The organism is Streptomyces sp. NPDC089919, assembly GCF_040684615.1.
In the GTDB taxonomy this organism is placed as follows: Bacteria; Actinomycetota; Actinomycetes; order Streptomycetales; family Streptomycetaceae; genus Streptomyces.
In genome coordinates, this window is the sequence record NZ_JBFBGK010000147.1 from 1 (window position 1) to 16425 (window position 16425).

Consider the following 16425-nt stretch of genomic DNA (forward strand, 5'->3'; position numbering starts at 1 on the left):
CCGACACCGGCACCAGCCCGCTGTCCGCGATCACGGCGTCGACCTGCTCGCCCTTGAGGCGGTGGTAGTCGGCGAGGTCGGCGCGGGTGCCCACACCCAGGGACCGGCCGGCCAGCGCCACCAGCCGGCGCAGGCACTCGGCGTCGTCCAGGTCGTCGTGCAGCAGGGCCCCGGGCACCGCCCGCTCGGCGAGGTCGTAGACCCGCTTCCAGCCGCGCCGCTCGGTCACCACCACGTCGCCGGTGTCGAGCAGCCACTCCACCGCGATCTTGGTCTCGGACCAGTCCCACCAGGGGCCGCCGTTCTTCGCGCCGCCCAGCTCCGTGGAGGTGAGCGGGCCCTCGGCGCGCAGCCGGTCCAGGACCAGGGCGCAGGAGGCGTCCTTGTCCTTCATCTTGTGCCAGCGGTACTCCTGCGAGCGCTTGTACCGGCGGCGGAAGGCGAAGTGCGGCCACTCCTCGATCGGCAGCACGCAGGCCGCGTGGGACCAGTACTCGAAGGCGTGCCGGTCGCTCCAGTAGGCCTGCTCGACCGCCTCCCGGCCGACCGCGCCCAGCCGGGCGTACGGGATCAGCTCGTGCGAGCGGGCCAGCACCGAGATGGTGTCGAGCTGTACCGCGCCCAGGTGGCGCAGGACCCCGCGCACCCCGGCCCGCCGGTCCGGCGCGCCGATGAACCCCTGGGCGTGCAGGGCCAGTCGGCGCGCCTCGTCGGCGGACAGGGACACGGTGGGCGGCGGCAGGCTCGTCATGCCCGCACCCTAGACCGCGGCACCGACACCGGCGGTCGACGGCTCGTGCGGCAGCCGGGACGGCAGCCCGAGGTCGGCGGGGAGCAGGGCGCCGACCCAGCAGTCCCGCAGGACGCCCCGGTGCTCCATCGCGGAGCGTTGCAGGCCCTCGATCACGAAGCCGGCCTTCTCCGCCACCGCGCGCGAGCCCGTGTTGCCGACCCCGGCGCGCCAGATCAGACGTACGCAGCCCAGCTCGGTGAAGGCCCAGCGGGCGGCGGCCAGCACGGCCTCGGTCATGTAGCCCCGGCCGCGGTGGCCGGCCACCGTCCAGAAACCGATCTCGTGGGCGTACTCGCCACTCGTGTGGATGCCCAGGGTGGCGACCAGGGGGCCCTCGGCACCCAGCCGCACCGCGAAGTCGAAGCCGGTGCCCTCCCGCCAGGTGCGCGGGGAGGACTCCAGGACGTACTTCTCGGCGTCGGAGCGCGGGTACGGCACGGCCACCGGGATCCAGCGCTGGATCTCCGGGTCCTGGAGCGCGGCGAAGGTCTCGTCGACGTCGGCCGGGGCGTGCGGGCGCAGGACGAGGCGTTCGGTGGTCAAGGTGGTCGGTTCCATGGCCGCATGATCGCCGTTTCCGCTGGTCAGGGGCGAGTCCTTTTCGGCGGAGGGGCTGCTGCGGGGCCGACGCCCGGGTCCGGCGCCGCGGCCGGGTCCGCGGGACACGGCCGAACGGTTTTCGGGGAACACCGGCACCTTCGAGGTACCCCGTACGTTCTCATTCCGGGCACCCGCTCCTCGCGGACCCGGCTGGACCTCCCGGCGCGACCTCGTCCTCGCTTACGATGGCCGTTGCGGTGGGGCCCACCTGCCGTGCCCGTGTACGAACCAGTGCTCAGGCCCGACCGGCAAGGAGACCAGCCTCAGTGTCCGTCTTCAACAAGCTCATGCGTGCAGGCGAAGGCAAGATCCTGCGCAAACTGCACCGCATCGCGGACCAGGTCAGCTCCATCGAAGAGGACTTCGTCAACCTCTCCGACGCCGAGTTGCGGGCGCTCACGGACGAGTACAAGCAGCGCTTCCAGGACGGCGAGTCCCTGGACGACCTGCTGCCCGAGGCGTTCGCCACCGTCCGCGAGGCCGCCAAGCGCGTCCTCGGTCAGCGCCACTACGACGTGCAGATCATGGGCGGCGCCGCCCTGCACCTCGGCTACGTCGCCGAGATGAAGACCGGTGAGGGCAAGACCCTCGTCGGCACCCTGCCCGCCTACCTGAACGCGCTGTCCGGCAAGGGCGTCCACCTGATCACGGTGAACGACTACCTCGCCGAGCGCGACTCCGAGATGATGGGCCGGGTCCACAAGTTCCTGGGCCTGTCCATCGGCTGCATCCTGGCGAACATGTCCCCGGCCCAGCGCCGCGAGCAGTACGCCTGCGACATCACGTACGGCACGAACAACGAGTTCGGCTTCGACTACCTGCGCGACAACATGGCGTGGTCGCAGGAGGAGCTGGTCCAGCGCGGCCACAACTTCGCGGTGGTCGACGAGGTCGACTCCATCCTCGTCGACGAGGCCCGTACCCCGCTGATCATCTCCGGCCCGGCCGACCAGGCCACCAAGTGGTACGGCGACTTCGCGAAGCTGGTGACCCGCCTGGTCAAGGGCGAGCCCGGCAACCCGCTCAAGGGCATCGAGGAGACCGGCGACTACGAGGTCGACGAGAAGAAGCGCACCGTCGGCATCCACGAGTCCGGTGTCGCCAAGGTCGAGGACTGGCTCGGCATCGACAACCTCTACGAGTCGGTCAACACCCCGCTCGTCGGTTACCTGAACAACGCCATCAAGGCGAAGGAACTGTTCAAGAAGGACAAGGACTACGTCGTCATCGACGGCGAAGTCATGATCGTCGACGAGCACACCGGCCGTATCCTCGCCGGCCGCCGGTACAACGAGGGCATGCACCAGGCCATCGAGGCGAAGGAAGGGGTGGACATCAAGGACGAGAACCAGACGCTCGCCACGATCACCCTGCAGAACTTCTTCCGCCTGTACTCCAAGCTCTCCGGCATGACCGGTACGGCCATGACCGAGGCCGCCGAGTTCCACCAGATCTACAAGCTGGGCGTCGTGCCGATCCCGACGAACCGGCCGATGCTGCGCAAGGACCAGCCGGACCTGATCTACCGCACCGAGGTCGCCAAGTTCGCGGCCGTGGTCGACGACATCGCGGACAAGCACGAGAAGGGCCAGCCGATCCTGGTCGGCACCACCTCGGTCGAGAAGTCCGAGTACCTGTCGCAGCAGCTCGCCAAGCGCGGCATCCCGCACGAGGTCCTGAACGCCAAGCAGCACGAGCGCGAGGCCACGATCGTCGCCCAGGCCGGCCGCCGCGGCGCGGTCACGGTCGCCACGAACATGGCCGGCCGCGGTACCGACATCAAGCTCGGCGGCAACCCGGACGACCTCGCCGAGGCCGAGCTGCGCCAGCAGGGCCTGGACCCGGAGGAGCACATCGAGGAGTGGGCGCACGCGCTGCCCGCCGCCCTCCAGAAGGCCGAGGCGGCGGTGAAGGCGGAGTTCGAGGAGGTCAAGTCCCTCGGCGGCCTGTACGTCCTCGGCACCGAGCGCCACGAGTCCCGCCGCATCGACAACCAGCTCCGCGGTCGTTCCGGCCGTCAGGGCGACCCGGGCGAGTCCCGCTTCTACCTGTCGCTGGGCGACGACCTGATGCGCCTGTTCAAGGCCCAGATGGTCGAGCGGGTCATGGCCATGGCCAACGTCCCCGACGACGTCCCGATCGAGAACAAGATGGTCACCCGCGCGATCGCCTCGGCGCAGTCGCAGGTCGAGACCCAGAACTTCGAGACCCGCAAGAACGTCCTGAAGTACGACGAGGTCCTCAACCGCCAGCGCGAGGTCATCTACGGCGAGCGCCGCCGCGTCCTGGAGGGCGAGGACCTGCAGGAGCAGGTGCTGCACTTCATGGACGACACCATCGACGCCTACATCCAGGCGGAGACGGTCGAGGGCTTCGCCGAGGAGTGGGACCTGGACCGGCTGTGGGGCGCCTTCAAGCAGCTCTACCCGGTGAAGGCCACCGTCGACGAGCTCGAGGAGGCGGCGGGCGACCGTGCGGGCATCACCGCCGAGTTCATCGCCGAGTCCGTCAAGGACGACATCCACGAGCAGTACAGCGAGCGCGAGAAGACGCTCGGCTCGGACATCATGCGCGAGCTGGAGCGGCGCGTGGTCCTCTCGGTGCTGGACCGCAAGTGGCGCGAGCACCTGTACGAGATGGACTACCTCCAGGAGGGCATCGGCCTGCGGGCCATGGCGCAGAAGGACCCGCTGGTCGAGTACCAGCGCGAGGGCTTCGACATGTTCAACGCCATGATGGACGGCATCAAGGAGGAGTCCGTCGGCTACCTGTTCAACCTGGAGGTCCAGGTCGAGCAGCAGGTCGAGGAGGTGCCGGTCTCCGACGCGGTGCCGGCGCAGGAGTCCCGCCCGGAGATCCGCGCCAAGGGCCTGGACGCCCCGCAGCGCCCGGACCGCCTGCACTTCTCCGCCCCGACGGTGGACGGCGAGGGCGGCGTGGTCGAGGGTGACTTCGAGGACTCCGCGCCCGAGGGCGACGGCCTGACCCGCGCCGAGCGCCGCAAGGCGCAGAAGGCCTCCGGCGGCCGCCGCCGCAAGAAGTAACCCCGCTCCGCGGACCCTTCCGGGGCCGGACGCCCACCGGGTGTCCGGCCCCGGCCGCGTCCGGGCGCCCCTCACCCCCGGGGTCCGATCTCCACCGCCGCGCAGCGCCAGCGCAGGTCCGGGCCGCGCTCCAGGCGGAAGGCCATCGCCGCCAGCCGGTCGCCCGCCGAGATCCGGGCGAAGGCCTCCACCACGCCCGGCGCCGGCACCCGGTGCCCGCACTCCCGGAGCACCGGGCGGACCCGGGCCACCGGGCGCAGCGGGGCCCCCGGGGCCAGCTCGACCAGCTGCTCGTACGCGGGGCCGATGGTGTGGCCGAGCATCCGGTGCACCGGCGACTGCCCGCTCAGCACCAGGAGCAGCAGCTCCGCGAACCACTCGTGCGGCCGGGGCGTCCGGCCGGGGCCCGGCGCGCCCGGGCGGCGCTGGTCGTGGCGGCCCCGGGGGCCGGTGCGGTCCCGGGCCCGCCCGGTCCGGTCCCGCTCCGCGCCGCCGCCGTGCACGCCGCTCCTGATCATGGCGCTGTACTCCCCGCTGCTCGTCCGGACCGGCCGCCGGGCCGGGAGGGCCCGCGGTACCCGGCGGTAACTTCGTCGGGGATCTTCTACGGGCCCCGGGGCGGGGCCGCAACGGCCTCCCGGACGCCGCCGGGCCCGCCGCGGCCTTCACCTATCCGAGTGAGAGCCCTCGCGTCCGGCCTGGTCAGGGGCGCGACGGGGCGGACCGGGGTGGACGGGCCCCGGATCGGGGCCCGCACCCCGAAGGGGGACCGGCGCCCGTATCCTGAGGGTCTTGACGACTACGGAAAGCAGCCGGCCATGCGCGTGTACGTCCCCCTGACCCTGTCCGGGCTCGCCGAGGCGCACAAGGCGGGCGAGCTGGGCCCGGCCCCGCTGCTCGCGTACGCCGTGACCCCCTCGCTGCGCGAGTGGTACGTCTCGGACGACATCGAGGAGCTGGAGTACGCCGCCCTGAGCCGGGCCGCGGCGGCCTCGCTGCGGCTGATCGCCACCGACCCGGACGCCGCCCGCCGCCGGGTGGTCGTGGCCGTGGACGTGCCGGACAAGGCCGCCGCCGCGGAGGCCGGGATGGACGCCACCACCCTCGGCGAGGTCCGGGTCGACGCCGCGGTGCGGCTCAAGCTGGCCGCCGCGGTGCACGTCGACTCCGACGACGCGGTCGAGGACGTCACCGCCGCCGCGGCCGCCCTCGGCGCCGCGGACCAGGGCGACGACGACGCGCAGTTCACCGTGGACGGCGCCGAGGACCACGAGCTGCTGTGGTTCGGGCTCCAGGAGATCCCCAACCTGATCGGCTAGCCGCCCTCCGGCAGGGCTGTCGGTGCGGGCGGGTACCGTCGTCGCATGGGGAACACGGGGAAGCACCGACCGCACATCGTGTGGGACTGGAACGGCACGCTGCTGCACGACATCCACGCGGTCATCGACGCCACCAACGCCTCCTTCGCGGAGCTGGGCCTGGCGCCGATCACGCTGGAGCGCTACCGCGACCTGTACTGCGTCCCCGTGCCCAAGTTCTACGAGCGGCTGATGGGCCGGATACCCACCGACGCCGAGTGGGCCGTCATGGACGACACCTTCCACCGGCACTACTGGTCCTTCGCCGAGGGCGCCCAGCTCGCCGAGGGCGCCCGGGAGCTGCTGACCGGCTGGCAGGAGTCCGGGCTGACCCAGTCCCTGCTCTCGCTCGCCCCGCACGACCGGCTCGTCCCGCTGGTGCGCACCCACGGCATCGAGACCCGCTTCCTGCGCGTGGACGGCCGCACCGGCCCCTCGCACACCAGCAAGGCCGGCCACCTGGTGCGCCACCTGGCGGCCCTGGAGGGCGTCGAGGCGGCCCGGACGGTCGTCATCGGGGACGCGGCCGACGACGCGGCCGCAGCCGCCCACGTCGGCGCCCGGGCGGTCCTGTACACCGGCGGCTCACACAGCCGGGCCAGTCTGGAGCGGGTGGGCGTACCCGTGGTGGACACCCTCGCCGAGGCCGTCCGCACCGCCGCCGAACTGGCTGGATAGCGACTCGGGCCCGCGTCGCTGTCCAGAGTGTCAAAGTTACCCCCCAGGTTTTGTACACATACAGCTCATGACGGGGCGGGGGGAGGGCGAGATAGCCTTGGCATCGTGATCAGCGCGATATCCCTCGGGGGCAATGCTGCCCCCGGCCTGCGCCCGGCGTACGACAGTGCCCGGGCCGTCGCTGATTCCCGCTGCCGGGGACCGTTGGCCGAGATGGCCGAATCCTTTCCGGTGGCCCCTTCCCACGGCGTAGCGTCGAACCCGACCGGGCACCCCGAGTCGAGGCGCTCCGCCATATCGTCATTCCCCTACGTCACGCAACGGCGCGCGACAGGAGCCAGAGGACATGCAGACCAAGCTGGACGAAGCAAAGGCCGAGCTGCTCGCACGGGCCGCCCGGGTCGCTGAGAACAGCCCGGCCGGGGGGCTACTTCCGACTGGGTCCGGGCAGGAGGGCCGTCCGGACGAGGGCGCCGTGCTCTCCTACCTCCAGCGTTACTACCTGCACACCGCGCCCGAGGACATCCTCGACCGGGACCCGGTCGACGTCTTCGGTGCCGCCCTTTCGCACTACCGGCTCGCCGAGGTCCGCCCGCAGGGCACCGCGAACGTGCGCGTGCACACCCCCACGGTCGAGGAGAACGGCTGGACCTCCAGCCACTCGGTCGTCGAGGTGGTCACCGACGACATGCCGTTCCTCGTGGACTCCGTGACGAACGAGCTCTCCCGCAAGGGCAGCGGCATCCACATCGTGATCCACCCGCAGGTGGTCGTCCGCCGCGACGTCACCGGCAAGCTGATCGAGATCCTCGGCCCCGACTGCGACGCCCACGGCCCCCGCACCGCGCGCCCCCACGACTCGCTGGTCGAGTCCTGGATCCACGTCGAGATCGACCGCGAGACCGACAAGGGCGACCTCAAGCAGATCACCGCCGACCTGCTGCGCGTCCTGTCCGACGTCCGCGAGGCCGTCGAGGACTGGGAGAAGATGCGCGAGGCCGCGCTGCGCATCGCGGACGACCTGCCCGCCGAGCCCACCGCCGGGGACCTGCGCGAGTACGAGGTCGAGGAGGCCCGCGAGCTGCTGCGCTGGCTGGCCGACGACCACTTCACCTTCCTCGGCTTCCGCGAGTACAACCTGACCGACGGCGACTCGCTGGCCGCCGTCCCGGGCACCGGCCTCGGCATCCTGCGCGCCGACCCGCACCACAGCGGCAAGGACGACGGCCACCCCGTCTCGCCCTCCTTCAACCGGCTGCCGGCCGACGCCCGCGCCAAGGCCCGCGAGCACAAACTGCTGGTGCTGACCAAGGCCAACAGCCGCTCGACCGTGCACCGCCCCAGCTACCTCGACTACGTCGGGGTCAAGAAGTTCGACGCGGACGGCAACGTCGTCGGCGAGCGCCGCTTCCTCGGCCTCTTCTCCTCGGCCGCGTACACCGAGTCGGTCCGCCGGGTCCCGGTCATCCGCCGCAAGGTCGTCGAGGTCCTGGAGGGCGCCGGCTTCTCGCCCAACAGCCACGACGGCCGCGACCTGCTCCAGATCCTGGAGACCTACCCGCGCGACGAGCTGTTCCAGACCCCGGTCGACAAGCTCCGCGAGATCGTCACCTCCGTCCTGTACCTCCAGGAGCGCCGCCGGCTGCGGCTGTACCTGCGCCAGGACGAGTACGGCCGCTACTACTCGGCCCTCGTCTACCTGCCCCGCGACCGCTACACCACCGGCGTGCGGCTGCGGCTGATCGACATCCTGAAGGAGGAGCTGGGCGGCACCAGCGTCGACTTCACCGCCTGGAACACCGAGTCGATCCTCTCCCGCATCCACTTCGTCGTCCGCGTCCCGCAGGGCACCGACCTGCCGGACCTCACCGACGCCGACGCCGACCGCATCGAGGCCCGCCTGGTCGAGGCGGCCCGGTCCTGGTCCGACGGCTTCCAGGAGGCGCTGGTCGCCGAGCTGGGCGAGGAGCACGCCGCGGAGATGCTGCGCCGCTACGGCGGGGCCTTCTCCGAGGGCTACAAGGCCGACCACTCGCCGCGCTCCGCGGTGGCCGACCTGTGCCACCTGGACCGGCTGGCCAACAGCGACCGCGACTTCGCGCTCTCCCTGTACGAGCCGGTGCACGCCGGCCCCGGCGAGCGCCGCTTCAAGATCTACCGGCAGGGCGAGCAGGTCTCGCTCTCCGCGGTCCTCCCGGTCCTGCAGCGCCTGGGCGTCGAGGTCACCGACGAGCGCCCCTACGAGCTGCGCTGCGCCGACCGCGCGCACGCCTGGATCTACGACTTCGGCCTGCGGATGCCCTCGGGCACCGGCAGCGACCTGGGCGACGACGCCCGGGAGCGCTTCCAGGACGCCTTCGCGGCGGTCTGGCAGGGCCAGGCGGAGAACGACAACTTCAACACCCTCGTCCTGGGGGCCGGGCTGACCTGGCGGCAGGCCGTGGTGCTGCGCGCGTACGCCAAGTACCTGCGGCAGGCCGGCTCCACCTTCAGCCAGGACTACATGGAGGACACCCTCCGCAACAACGTCCACACCACCCGCCTGCTGGTCTCGCTCTTCGAGGCCCGGATGTCGCCCGGCCGCCAGGCCGCCGGCACCGAGCTGATCGACGCCATGCTGGAGGAGTTGGACGGCGCGCTCGACCAGGTCGCCTCGCTCGACGAGGACCGCATCCTGCGCTCCTTCCTGACCCTCATCAAGGCGACCCTGCGCACGAACTTCTTCCAGACGGACGGCGCGGGCCAGCCGCACGCCTACGTCTCGATGAAGTTCGACCCGCAGGCCATCCCGGACCTGCCGGCGCCCCGCCCGGCCTTCGAGATCTGGGTCTACTCGCCCCGGGTCGAGGGCGTGCACCTGCGCTTCGGCAAGGTCGCCCGCGGCGGTCTGCGCTGGTCCGACCGGCGCGAGGACTTCCGTACCGAGATCCTGGGCCTGGTCAAGGCGCAGATGGTCAAGAACACCGTGATCGTGCCGGTCGGCGCCAAGGGCGGCTTCGTCGCCAAGAACCTGCCGGACCCGTCGGTGGACCGGGACGCCTGGCTCGCCGAGGGCATCGCCTCGTACAAGATCTTCATCTCGGCGCTGCTCGACATCACCGACAACCTGGTCGCCGGCGAGGTCGTGCCCCCGCAGGACGTGGTCCGCCACGACGAGGACGACACCTACCTCGTCGTCGCCGCCGACAAGGGCACCGCCACCTTCTCCGACATCGCCAACGGCGTGGCCGAGTCCTACGGCTTCTGGCTGGGCGACGCCTTCGCCTCCGGCGGCTCGGCCGGCTACGACCACAAGGGCATGGGCATCACCGCCCGCGGCGCCTGGGAGTCCGTCAAGCGGCACTTCCGCGAGCTGGGCCACGACACCCAGACCGAGGACTTCACCGTCGTCGGCGTCGGTGACATGTCCGGTGACGTCTTCGGCAACGGCATGCTGCTCTCCGAGCACATCCGCCTGGTCGCCGCCTTCGACCACCGCCACATCTTCATCGACCCCACCCCGGACTCGGCCGTCTCCTACGCCGAGCGGCGCCGGCTCTTCGAGCTGCCGCGCTCCTCGTGGGCGGACTACGACACCGCGCTGCTCTCCCCGGGCGGCGGGATCCACCCGCGCACGGCCAAGTCCATCCCGGTCAACGCGCAGGTCCGCGAGGCCCTGGGCATCGAGGCGGGCGTCACCAAGATGACCCCGGCCGAGCTGATGCAGGCCATCCTCAAGGCCCGCGTGGACCTGCTGTGGAACGGCGGCATCGGCACCTACGTCAAGGCCGCCACCGAGACCCACGGCGACGTCGGCGACAAGGCCAACGACCCCATCCGCGTCAACGGCGAGGACCTGCGGGTCAAGGTCGTCGGCGAGGGCGGCAACCTGGGCCTGACCCAGCTCGGCCGGATCGAGTTCGCGCACCACGGCGGCCGGATCAACACCGACGCCATCGACAACAGCGCGGGCGTGGACACCTCCGACCACGAGGTGAACATCAAGATCCTGCTGAACGCCGTGGTGGCGGACGGCGACATGACCGTCAAGCAGCGCAACAAGCTGCTGGCCGAGATGACCGACGAGGTCGGCCACCTGGTCCTGCGCAACAACTACGCGCAGAACGTCGCGCTCGCCAACAGCGTCGCCCAGGCCCCCAGCCTGCTCCACGCCCAGCAGCGCTTCATGCGCCGCCTGGGCCGCGAGGGCCGCCTGGACCGCGCGCTGGAGTTCCTGCCCAACGACCGGCAGATCCGCGAACTGCTGAACAACGACAAGGGCCTGGCCCAGCCGGAGCTCGCGGTCCTGCTCGCCTACACCAAGATCACGGTGGCGGACGAGCTGATCGCCACCGAGCTGCCGGACGACCCGTACCTGGCCCGCCTGCTGCACGCCTACTTCCCGGCGGCGCTGCGCGAGCGGTTCCCCGAGCAGGTCGACGGCCACGCGCTGCGCCGCGAGATCGTCACCACCCTGCTGGTCAACGACACCATCAACACCGGTGGCTCGACCTTCCTGCACCGCCTGCGGGAGGAGACCGGCGCCTCGCTGGAGGAGATCGTCCGGGCGCAGCTCGCGGCCCGCGAGATCTTCGACCTCGGCACGGTCTGGGACGCGGTGGAGGCCCTGGACAACGAGGTCGCCGCCGACGTGCAGACCCGGGTCCGGCTGCACTCGCGCCGGCTGGTCGAGCGCGGCACCCGCTGGCTGCTCAACAACCGCCCGCAGCCGCTCCAGGTCGGCGAGACCATCGAGTTCTTCAGCGACCGGGTCGGCGCCGTCTGGGCCGAGCTGCCCAAGCTGGTGCGCGGCGCGGACCTGGAGTGGTACCAGCTGGTCCTGGACGAGCTGACCGAGGCGGGCGTGCCCGAGGAGCTGGCGCAGAAGGTCGCGGGCTTCTCCTCCGCCTTCCCGGCGCTGGACATCGTCGCGATCGCGGACCGGCTGGGCAAGGACGTCCTCGAGGTCGCCGAGGTGTACTACGACCTCGCCGACCGGCTGAACATCACCCAGCTGATGGACCGGATCATCGAACTGCCGCGCAGCGACCGCTGGCAGTCGATGGCCCGCGCCGCCATCCGCGAGGACCTGTTCGCCGCGCACGCCGGCCTCACGTCCGACGTGCTCTCGGTGGGCAACGGCACCTCGACCCCGGAGGAGCGGTTCAAGGCCTGGGAGGAGCACAACGCCGCGATCATCGGGCGCGCCCGCACCACCCTCGAGGAGATCCAGGGCTCGGACGACTTCGACCTGGCGAACCTGTCGGTGGCCATGCGGACCATGCGCACCCTGCTGCGGACGCACAGCTAGGCGCGACTGACGGCGAAGGGCCCCGGACCGGTGACCGGTCCGGGGCCCTTCGCCGTGCCGGCTACTTCTTGCCGAAGGCCTCGTACGCGTCGCAGACCTCCTTGGTGGGGCCGTCCATCCGCAGGACGCCCGCCTCCAGCCAGATCGCCCGGTCGCAGGTCTCCCGGATGGTGCCGATGCCGTGGCTGACCAGGAAGACCGTGCCGGCCTCCTTGCGCAGCTCCGCGATGCGCTGCTGGCTGCGGCGCTGGAAGCGGGCGTCGCCGGTGGCCAGCGCCTCGTCGATCATCAGGACCTCGTGGCTCTTGGCGGCGGCGATGGAGAAGCGCAGGCGGGCGGCCATGCCGGAGGAGTAGGTGCGCATCGGCAGGGAGATGAAGTCGCCCTTCTCGTTGATGCCGGAGAAGTCGACGATCTCCTGGTAGCGCTCCTGGATCTGCTGCTTGGTCATCCCCATGGCCAGCCCGCCGAGCATCACGTTCCGCTCGCCGGTCAGGTCGTTCATCAGGGCGGCGTTCACGCCCAGCAGGGAGGGCTGGCCGTCGGTGTAGACCCGGCCGGCGGCGGGCGGCAGCAGCCCCGCGATGGCCTTCAGGAGGGTGGACTTGCCCGATCCGTTCGAACCGATCAGGCCGATCGCCTCGCCCTTGTAGGCGACGAAGCTGACGCCCTTGACGGCGTGCACCTCGCGCACCCCGGGCCGGGGCCGGCGGGAGAAGATCCGGCTCAGCGCGGAGGTCGCGCTGCCGCGCCCGCCGCCCGCGCCCTGGACCTTGTAGACCACGTGCACGTCGTCGGCGATGACGGTGGGGATCCTGCTCGGGGCGGTGTCAGCCACGGCCGTACTCCTCCTCGGCCTTCCAGAAGTAGACGAAGCCGCCGAGCCCCGCGAGCAGGGCCCAGCCGAGGGCGAGCGCCCAGGCGTGGTGCGGCAGTTGGTGGGAGTGGTACGTGTCCAGCAGCGCGAAGCGCATCAGGTCGAGGTAGAGGGCGGCCGGGTTCCACTGGAAGGCCAGCATCACCACGTGCGGGAGGTGGTGCTCCTTCAGGGTGGAGCCGATGTTCCACATCACCCCGGAGAAGTACATCCAGGTGCGGAGCAGGAAGGGCATCAGCTGGGAGATGTCCGGGGTCTTGCTGCCCACCCGGGCCATCACCATCGCGCAGCCGCAGCAGAAGACCGCCAGCAGCGCCAGGGTGGGCAGGGCCAGCAGCCAGGACATCCGGGGCGGCTGCCCGAAGGCGAGCAGGATCAGCACCAGGGCGCCCATGGTCACCATCAGCTGCTGGAAGAGCTGGACGACGGTGGACAGCGGCAGCGCCGCGCGGGGGAACTGCAGGGCGCGCACCAGGCCGAGGTTGCCGGAGACCGCGCGGGTCCCGGCGTTGATTGCGCTGGAGAAGAAGTCCCAGGTGAAGACGCCGATGACCAGGTACGGGATGAACTGCTGGGTGTGCCGACTGGTGTTGAGGATGACGCCGAAGATGAAGTAGTAGACCGCGGCGTTGAGCAGCGGGGTCATCAGGTGCCAGACCTGGCCCAGCCGGGCCGTGCTGTAGGTGGCGCTCATGCGGGCGGTGGCGAAGGTGGTGATGAACTGCCGGCGCCCCCACAGCTGCCGCGTGTACGCGCGCAGGCCGGGGCGTTCGCCGCTGATGCGCAGCCCGTGCTCCGCGGCGAGCCGGGCGGCTTCCGGGGACGGGGGCGTCTGGGGGAGCCGCACGGAGCCCGGCCGGGGGGCCGGTGCGGGGGGCGCGGTCGTCAGGCTCACGGAGGAGGTCGCTTTCGACGGGGGCTCGGGCCCGGGACGGTGCGGGGGCCCGGCTCTGGACGAGGCGGGGCCCGGCGCGGCACGAACGCACCCGTCCGCCCACCTTCGACGGGACGGGACCGTATCGTCGCAACGCCGAGGGTAGGGCGTCGGTACGTCGGAACGCAACCGTCTCGTCGTGACGAGGGCCCCCGCTATGCTCGTGTGCATGACCAGCGAGCCCGTCCCGACCCCCGCCGCCCCCGCCCCCGCCGCCCGGCGGGCGCCCGCCGGCGCGGCCGTGCTCCGCGAGGACGTCACCGAGGCGATCCGGGCCGCGGTCTTCGAGGAGCTGGCCGCCGTCGGCTTCTCGAAGATGTCCATCGAGGCCATCGCCCGCCGGGCCGGCGTCGGCAAGACCGCCGTCTACCGGCGCTGGCGCTCCAAGCTCCACCTCGTCCTCGACCTGGTCTCCGCCTTCGCGGTACAGGGCCTGCCCGCCCCCGACACCGGCTCGCTGCGGGGGGACGTCCGGGCCCTGCTGGAGGTCCTGACCCACCTGCTGCGGCACCCGGTCGCCTCCCAGGTCATCCCGGACCTGCTGGTCGAGTCGGCCCGCAACCCCGAGATCGCCGAGGCCGTCCGGGGAGTCCTGCTCCAGGGCCAGGAGGGCATCGCGGGCGACATCGTGAAGGCCGCCGTGGCCCGCGGCGAGCTGCCCCCGGGCACCCACCCCGAGCGCGCCCTCGACCTGGTCATCGGCCCGCTGTACTGGCGGCTGGTGGTGGTCCGCGGCGACCTGCCGGCGGACTACCTGGACGAACTGGCCGGCGCGGTGGCGGCGGGGCTGGGGGCCGGGCGGGGCTGACCGCGGCACCCCTGCCGCACCATCACCCGTTCGCGCGGGCCGCCGCCCCGGGGCGTCATACGGGGTTCACCGGCCGGTGGCCCGGCTGCGCGAGCATGCGCCGGTGAGACTCGGCAGATGGGGCGTGCCCGGCGTACCGGCCGCCGCCGCGCTGGCCGTCGGCGTCTGGGGCGTCGACCGCGGCACCATGTGGCGCGACGAGGGCGTCACCTGGCAGGTGGCCCGGCGCAGCCTCCCGCAGATCTGGCGGCTGGTGCACTCCGTGGACGCGGTGCACGCCCTCTACTACGCCCTGATGCACGCGGTCCTCGCGCTGGACCCGCGGCCGGGAGAGGTGGTGCTGCGGCTGCCGTCGGTGGCCGGCACCGCCCTGACCGCGGCGCTCGTCGCGGAGCTGGGCCGGCGGCTGGCCCGGCCGCGGGTGGGGCTCTGGGCCGGACTGGCCTACGCGGCCACGCCGTTCGTCAGCCGGTACGCGCAGGAGGGGCGCTCGTACGCCCTGGTGGCGGCGCTGGTCACGCTGGCCACGCTGTTGTTCGTACGGGGGCGGTGGGCCGGGTATGCGGCCGCCCTGGCCGCGGCGGGGCTGCTGCACGTGTTCGCGCTGCTGGTGGTGCCCGCGCATCTCGTGAGCCTGCTGCTGGGGCGGTTGCCGGTGCGGCGGTGGGCGGTCGCGGCCGGGGCGGCGGTGGCCGTGGTGGCGCCGCTGGCGGTGTACTCCTCCGCGCAGAGCGGGCAGGTGGGGTGGCTGGTGCGGCCGTCCTGGTCCACGGCAGGGGAGCTGGTGCTGGCCTTTGCGGGGCCGGGGGTGGTGGTGACGGGGGTCGTGCTGGCGTTGTGCCTCGTCGGCCTGGCCGGCCGGGCGGTGGCGGTGGTGGCCGGGCCGCTGGCCGTCGTGCCGCCGCTTCTGCTGCTGCTCGTCTCGCAGTGGCATCCGCTGTACTACGACCGGTACGTGCTGTACGCCCTTGCCGGGGTGCCGCTGCTGGCTGCGGCGGGGCTGGACGCCGTGCTCTCCGCTGCGCGGAGCCTGTCCCCTCCCCGCCCCTTCCCGAAACCGGTGGGCTCCGCCCCCGGACCCCCGTACCGCCGCTCCGCGCCGGTGTCCTCAATCGCCGGACGGGCTGGGATTGCCGCGCAGCGGCACGATCCAGCCTCGCCGGCGTTTGAGGCGCGGGGTCTGGGGCGGAGCCCCAGTTCGGGAAGGGGCGGGGAGGGGACAGGCTCCGCAGGCACCCGGGCCCCGGGCCGGGCCGCCGGCGCGCTCGTCGGGGTACTCCTGATCGGCGTCGGGTTCTGGGCGCAGCTCGGGGACCAGCGGGCCGAGCGGACCGCCGGGTCGCGGGGGGACGACTTCGCGGCGGTGGCGCGGGTGGCGCGGCGGGAGTTCAGGGCCGGGGACGCGGTGGTCTACCTGCCCGACTGGGGGCGGCGGATCGAGCTGACGTACCCGGCCGGCTTCCGCGCCGCGGACGACGTCGGGCTGGGCCGGGACGGCGCCGGGTCCGGGACGCTGTACGGGACCGAGGTGGTCCCCGAGACCCTGCGCGGCCGGCTGGCCGGGCACGACCGGGTCTGGGCGGTGCTCAGCCGGCCCGCCACCTTTCCCGACTGGGTGCCGGCCACCCCCGCCGAGCGGGCCAAGACACAGCTGCTCCGCGACGGTTACGCGCCGGCGGCCCGCCACCGCGCGGGCCGCTCCGTCCTCGTGCTCTACGTACGCCGCCGGTAGCCGGCTTCAGCAGAGCAGCCGGTCGGCCACCCGGGCCGCCGCCCGCCCGTCGTCCAGGTCGCAGTACGTCTCCCGGAACAGCGCGTACGCGTCCGCGTGTTCGGCCCGGACCGCCTCCGACCGCCGTACCGCGGCGCAGAGTTCGGCCGTGGTGCGCAGCAGCGGACCGGGCGCGTGCCGCTCCAGGTCGAGGGAGAGCCCCCGCACCCGGTCGCGGTAGTCCTCCAGGTCGGGGGCGTGCAGCAGCACCGGCCGGCCGGTCAGCGTCATGTCGCACATCAGCGAGGAGTAGTCGGTCACCAGCAGGTCCG

The 16425-nt window shown here is 72.3% G+C and carries 12 protein-coding genes; 6 read left to right on the forward strand and 6 right to left on the reverse strand.

Annotated features, from left to right (window positions below):
* Together AB0O40_RS34945 and AB0O40_RS34950 are read right to left on the reverse strand one after the other, a co-directional pair.
* Positions 1-751 (reverse strand): crosslink repair DNA glycosylase YcaQ family protein (locus AB0O40_RS34945; RefSeq protein WP_365049772.1); only part of this gene is annotated, 751 nt, incomplete at its 3' end.
* Positions 752-760: 9 nt separating this feature from the next.
* Positions 761-1351, reverse strand: a complete 591-nt coding sequence (locus tag AB0O40_RS34950; protein WP_365049774.1) for a GNAT family N-acetyltransferase — start codon at positions 1349-1351, stop codon at positions 761-763.
* 308 nt (positions 1352-1659) lie between these two features.
* Between AB0O40_RS34950 and secA the strand changes: the two genes are divergently transcribed.
* Positions 1660-4437: a preprotein translocase subunit SecA gene (gene secA, locus AB0O40_RS34955; RefSeq protein WP_365049776.1), complete on the forward strand. Its 2778-nt coding sequence runs from the start codon at positions 1660-1662 to the stop codon at positions 4435-4437.
* A 71-nt stretch (positions 4438-4508) separates the two neighbouring features.
* Here the strand turns inward: secA and AB0O40_RS34960 are convergent, their stop codons facing one another.
* Complete coding sequence (locus AB0O40_RS34960) at positions 4509-4955, reverse strand: Rv3235 family protein (protein WP_365049778.1); 447 nt, start codon at positions 4953-4955, stop codon at positions 4509-4511.
* A gap of 300 nt (positions 4956-5255) precedes the next feature.
* Between AB0O40_RS34960 and AB0O40_RS34965 the strand changes: the two genes are divergently transcribed.
* The 3 genes from AB0O40_RS34965 to AB0O40_RS34975 all read left to right on the forward strand — a co-directional run bounded on the left by AB0O40_RS34965 (position 5256) and on the right by AB0O40_RS34975 (position 11763).
* On the forward strand, positions 5256-5756 hold the full coding sequence (locus tag AB0O40_RS34965; protein WP_365049780.1) for a hypothetical protein: 501 nt from the start codon (positions 5256-5258) through the stop codon (positions 5754-5756).
* Positions 5757-5801: 45 nt separating this feature from the next.
* Positions 5802-6473 (forward strand): HAD family hydrolase, encoded by a 672-nt coding sequence (locus AB0O40_RS34970; RefSeq protein ID WP_365049782.1) that lies wholly within the window; start codon positions 5802-5804, stop codon positions 6471-6473.
* Between the two features lie 346 nt (positions 6474-6819).
* Positions 6820-11763 carry an NAD-glutamate dehydrogenase gene (locus AB0O40_RS34975; RefSeq protein ID WP_365049784.1) on the forward strand — a complete coding sequence of 1648 codons (4944 nt, stop codon included), beginning with the start codon at positions 6820-6822 and terminating at the stop codon, positions 11761-11763.
* A 61-nt stretch (positions 11764-11824) separates the two neighbouring features.
* On the opposite strand, the gene AB0O40_RS34980 is transcribed toward AB0O40_RS34975, so the two are convergent.
* Positions 11825-12601, reverse strand: coding sequence for an ABC transporter ATP-binding protein (locus AB0O40_RS34980; protein WP_365049786.1), 777 nt, complete (start codon positions 12599-12601; stop codon positions 11825-11827).
* A complete protein-coding gene (locus tag AB0O40_RS34985) occupies positions 12594-13487 on the reverse strand; it encodes an ABC transporter permease (protein ID WP_365049793.1) in 894 nt (297 codons plus the stop codon). The genes AB0O40_RS34980 and AB0O40_RS34985 overlap by 8 nt, the downstream gene beginning before the upstream one ends.
* A gap of 256 nt (positions 13488-13743) precedes the next feature.
* On the opposite strand from AB0O40_RS34985, the gene AB0O40_RS34990 reads away from it, so the two are divergent.
* Together AB0O40_RS34990 and AB0O40_RS34995 are read left to right on the forward strand one after the other, a co-directional pair.
* Complete coding sequence (locus AB0O40_RS34990) at positions 13744-14382, forward strand: TetR/AcrR family transcriptional regulator (RefSeq protein ID WP_365049788.1); 639 nt, start codon at positions 13744-13746, stop codon at positions 14380-14382.
* 103 nt (positions 14383-14485) lie between these two features.
* Complete coding sequence (locus AB0O40_RS34995; RefSeq protein ID WP_365049790.1) at positions 14486-16114, forward strand: glycosyltransferase family 39 protein; 1629 nt, start codon at positions 14486-14488, stop codon at positions 16112-16114.
* 6 nt (positions 16115-16120) lie between these two features.
* Here AB0O40_RS34995 and AB0O40_RS35000 read toward each other — a convergent pair.
* Positions 16121-16425 (reverse strand): CDP-glycerol glycerophosphotransferase family protein (locus tag AB0O40_RS35000; protein WP_365049791.1); only part of this gene is annotated, 305 nt, incomplete at its 5' end.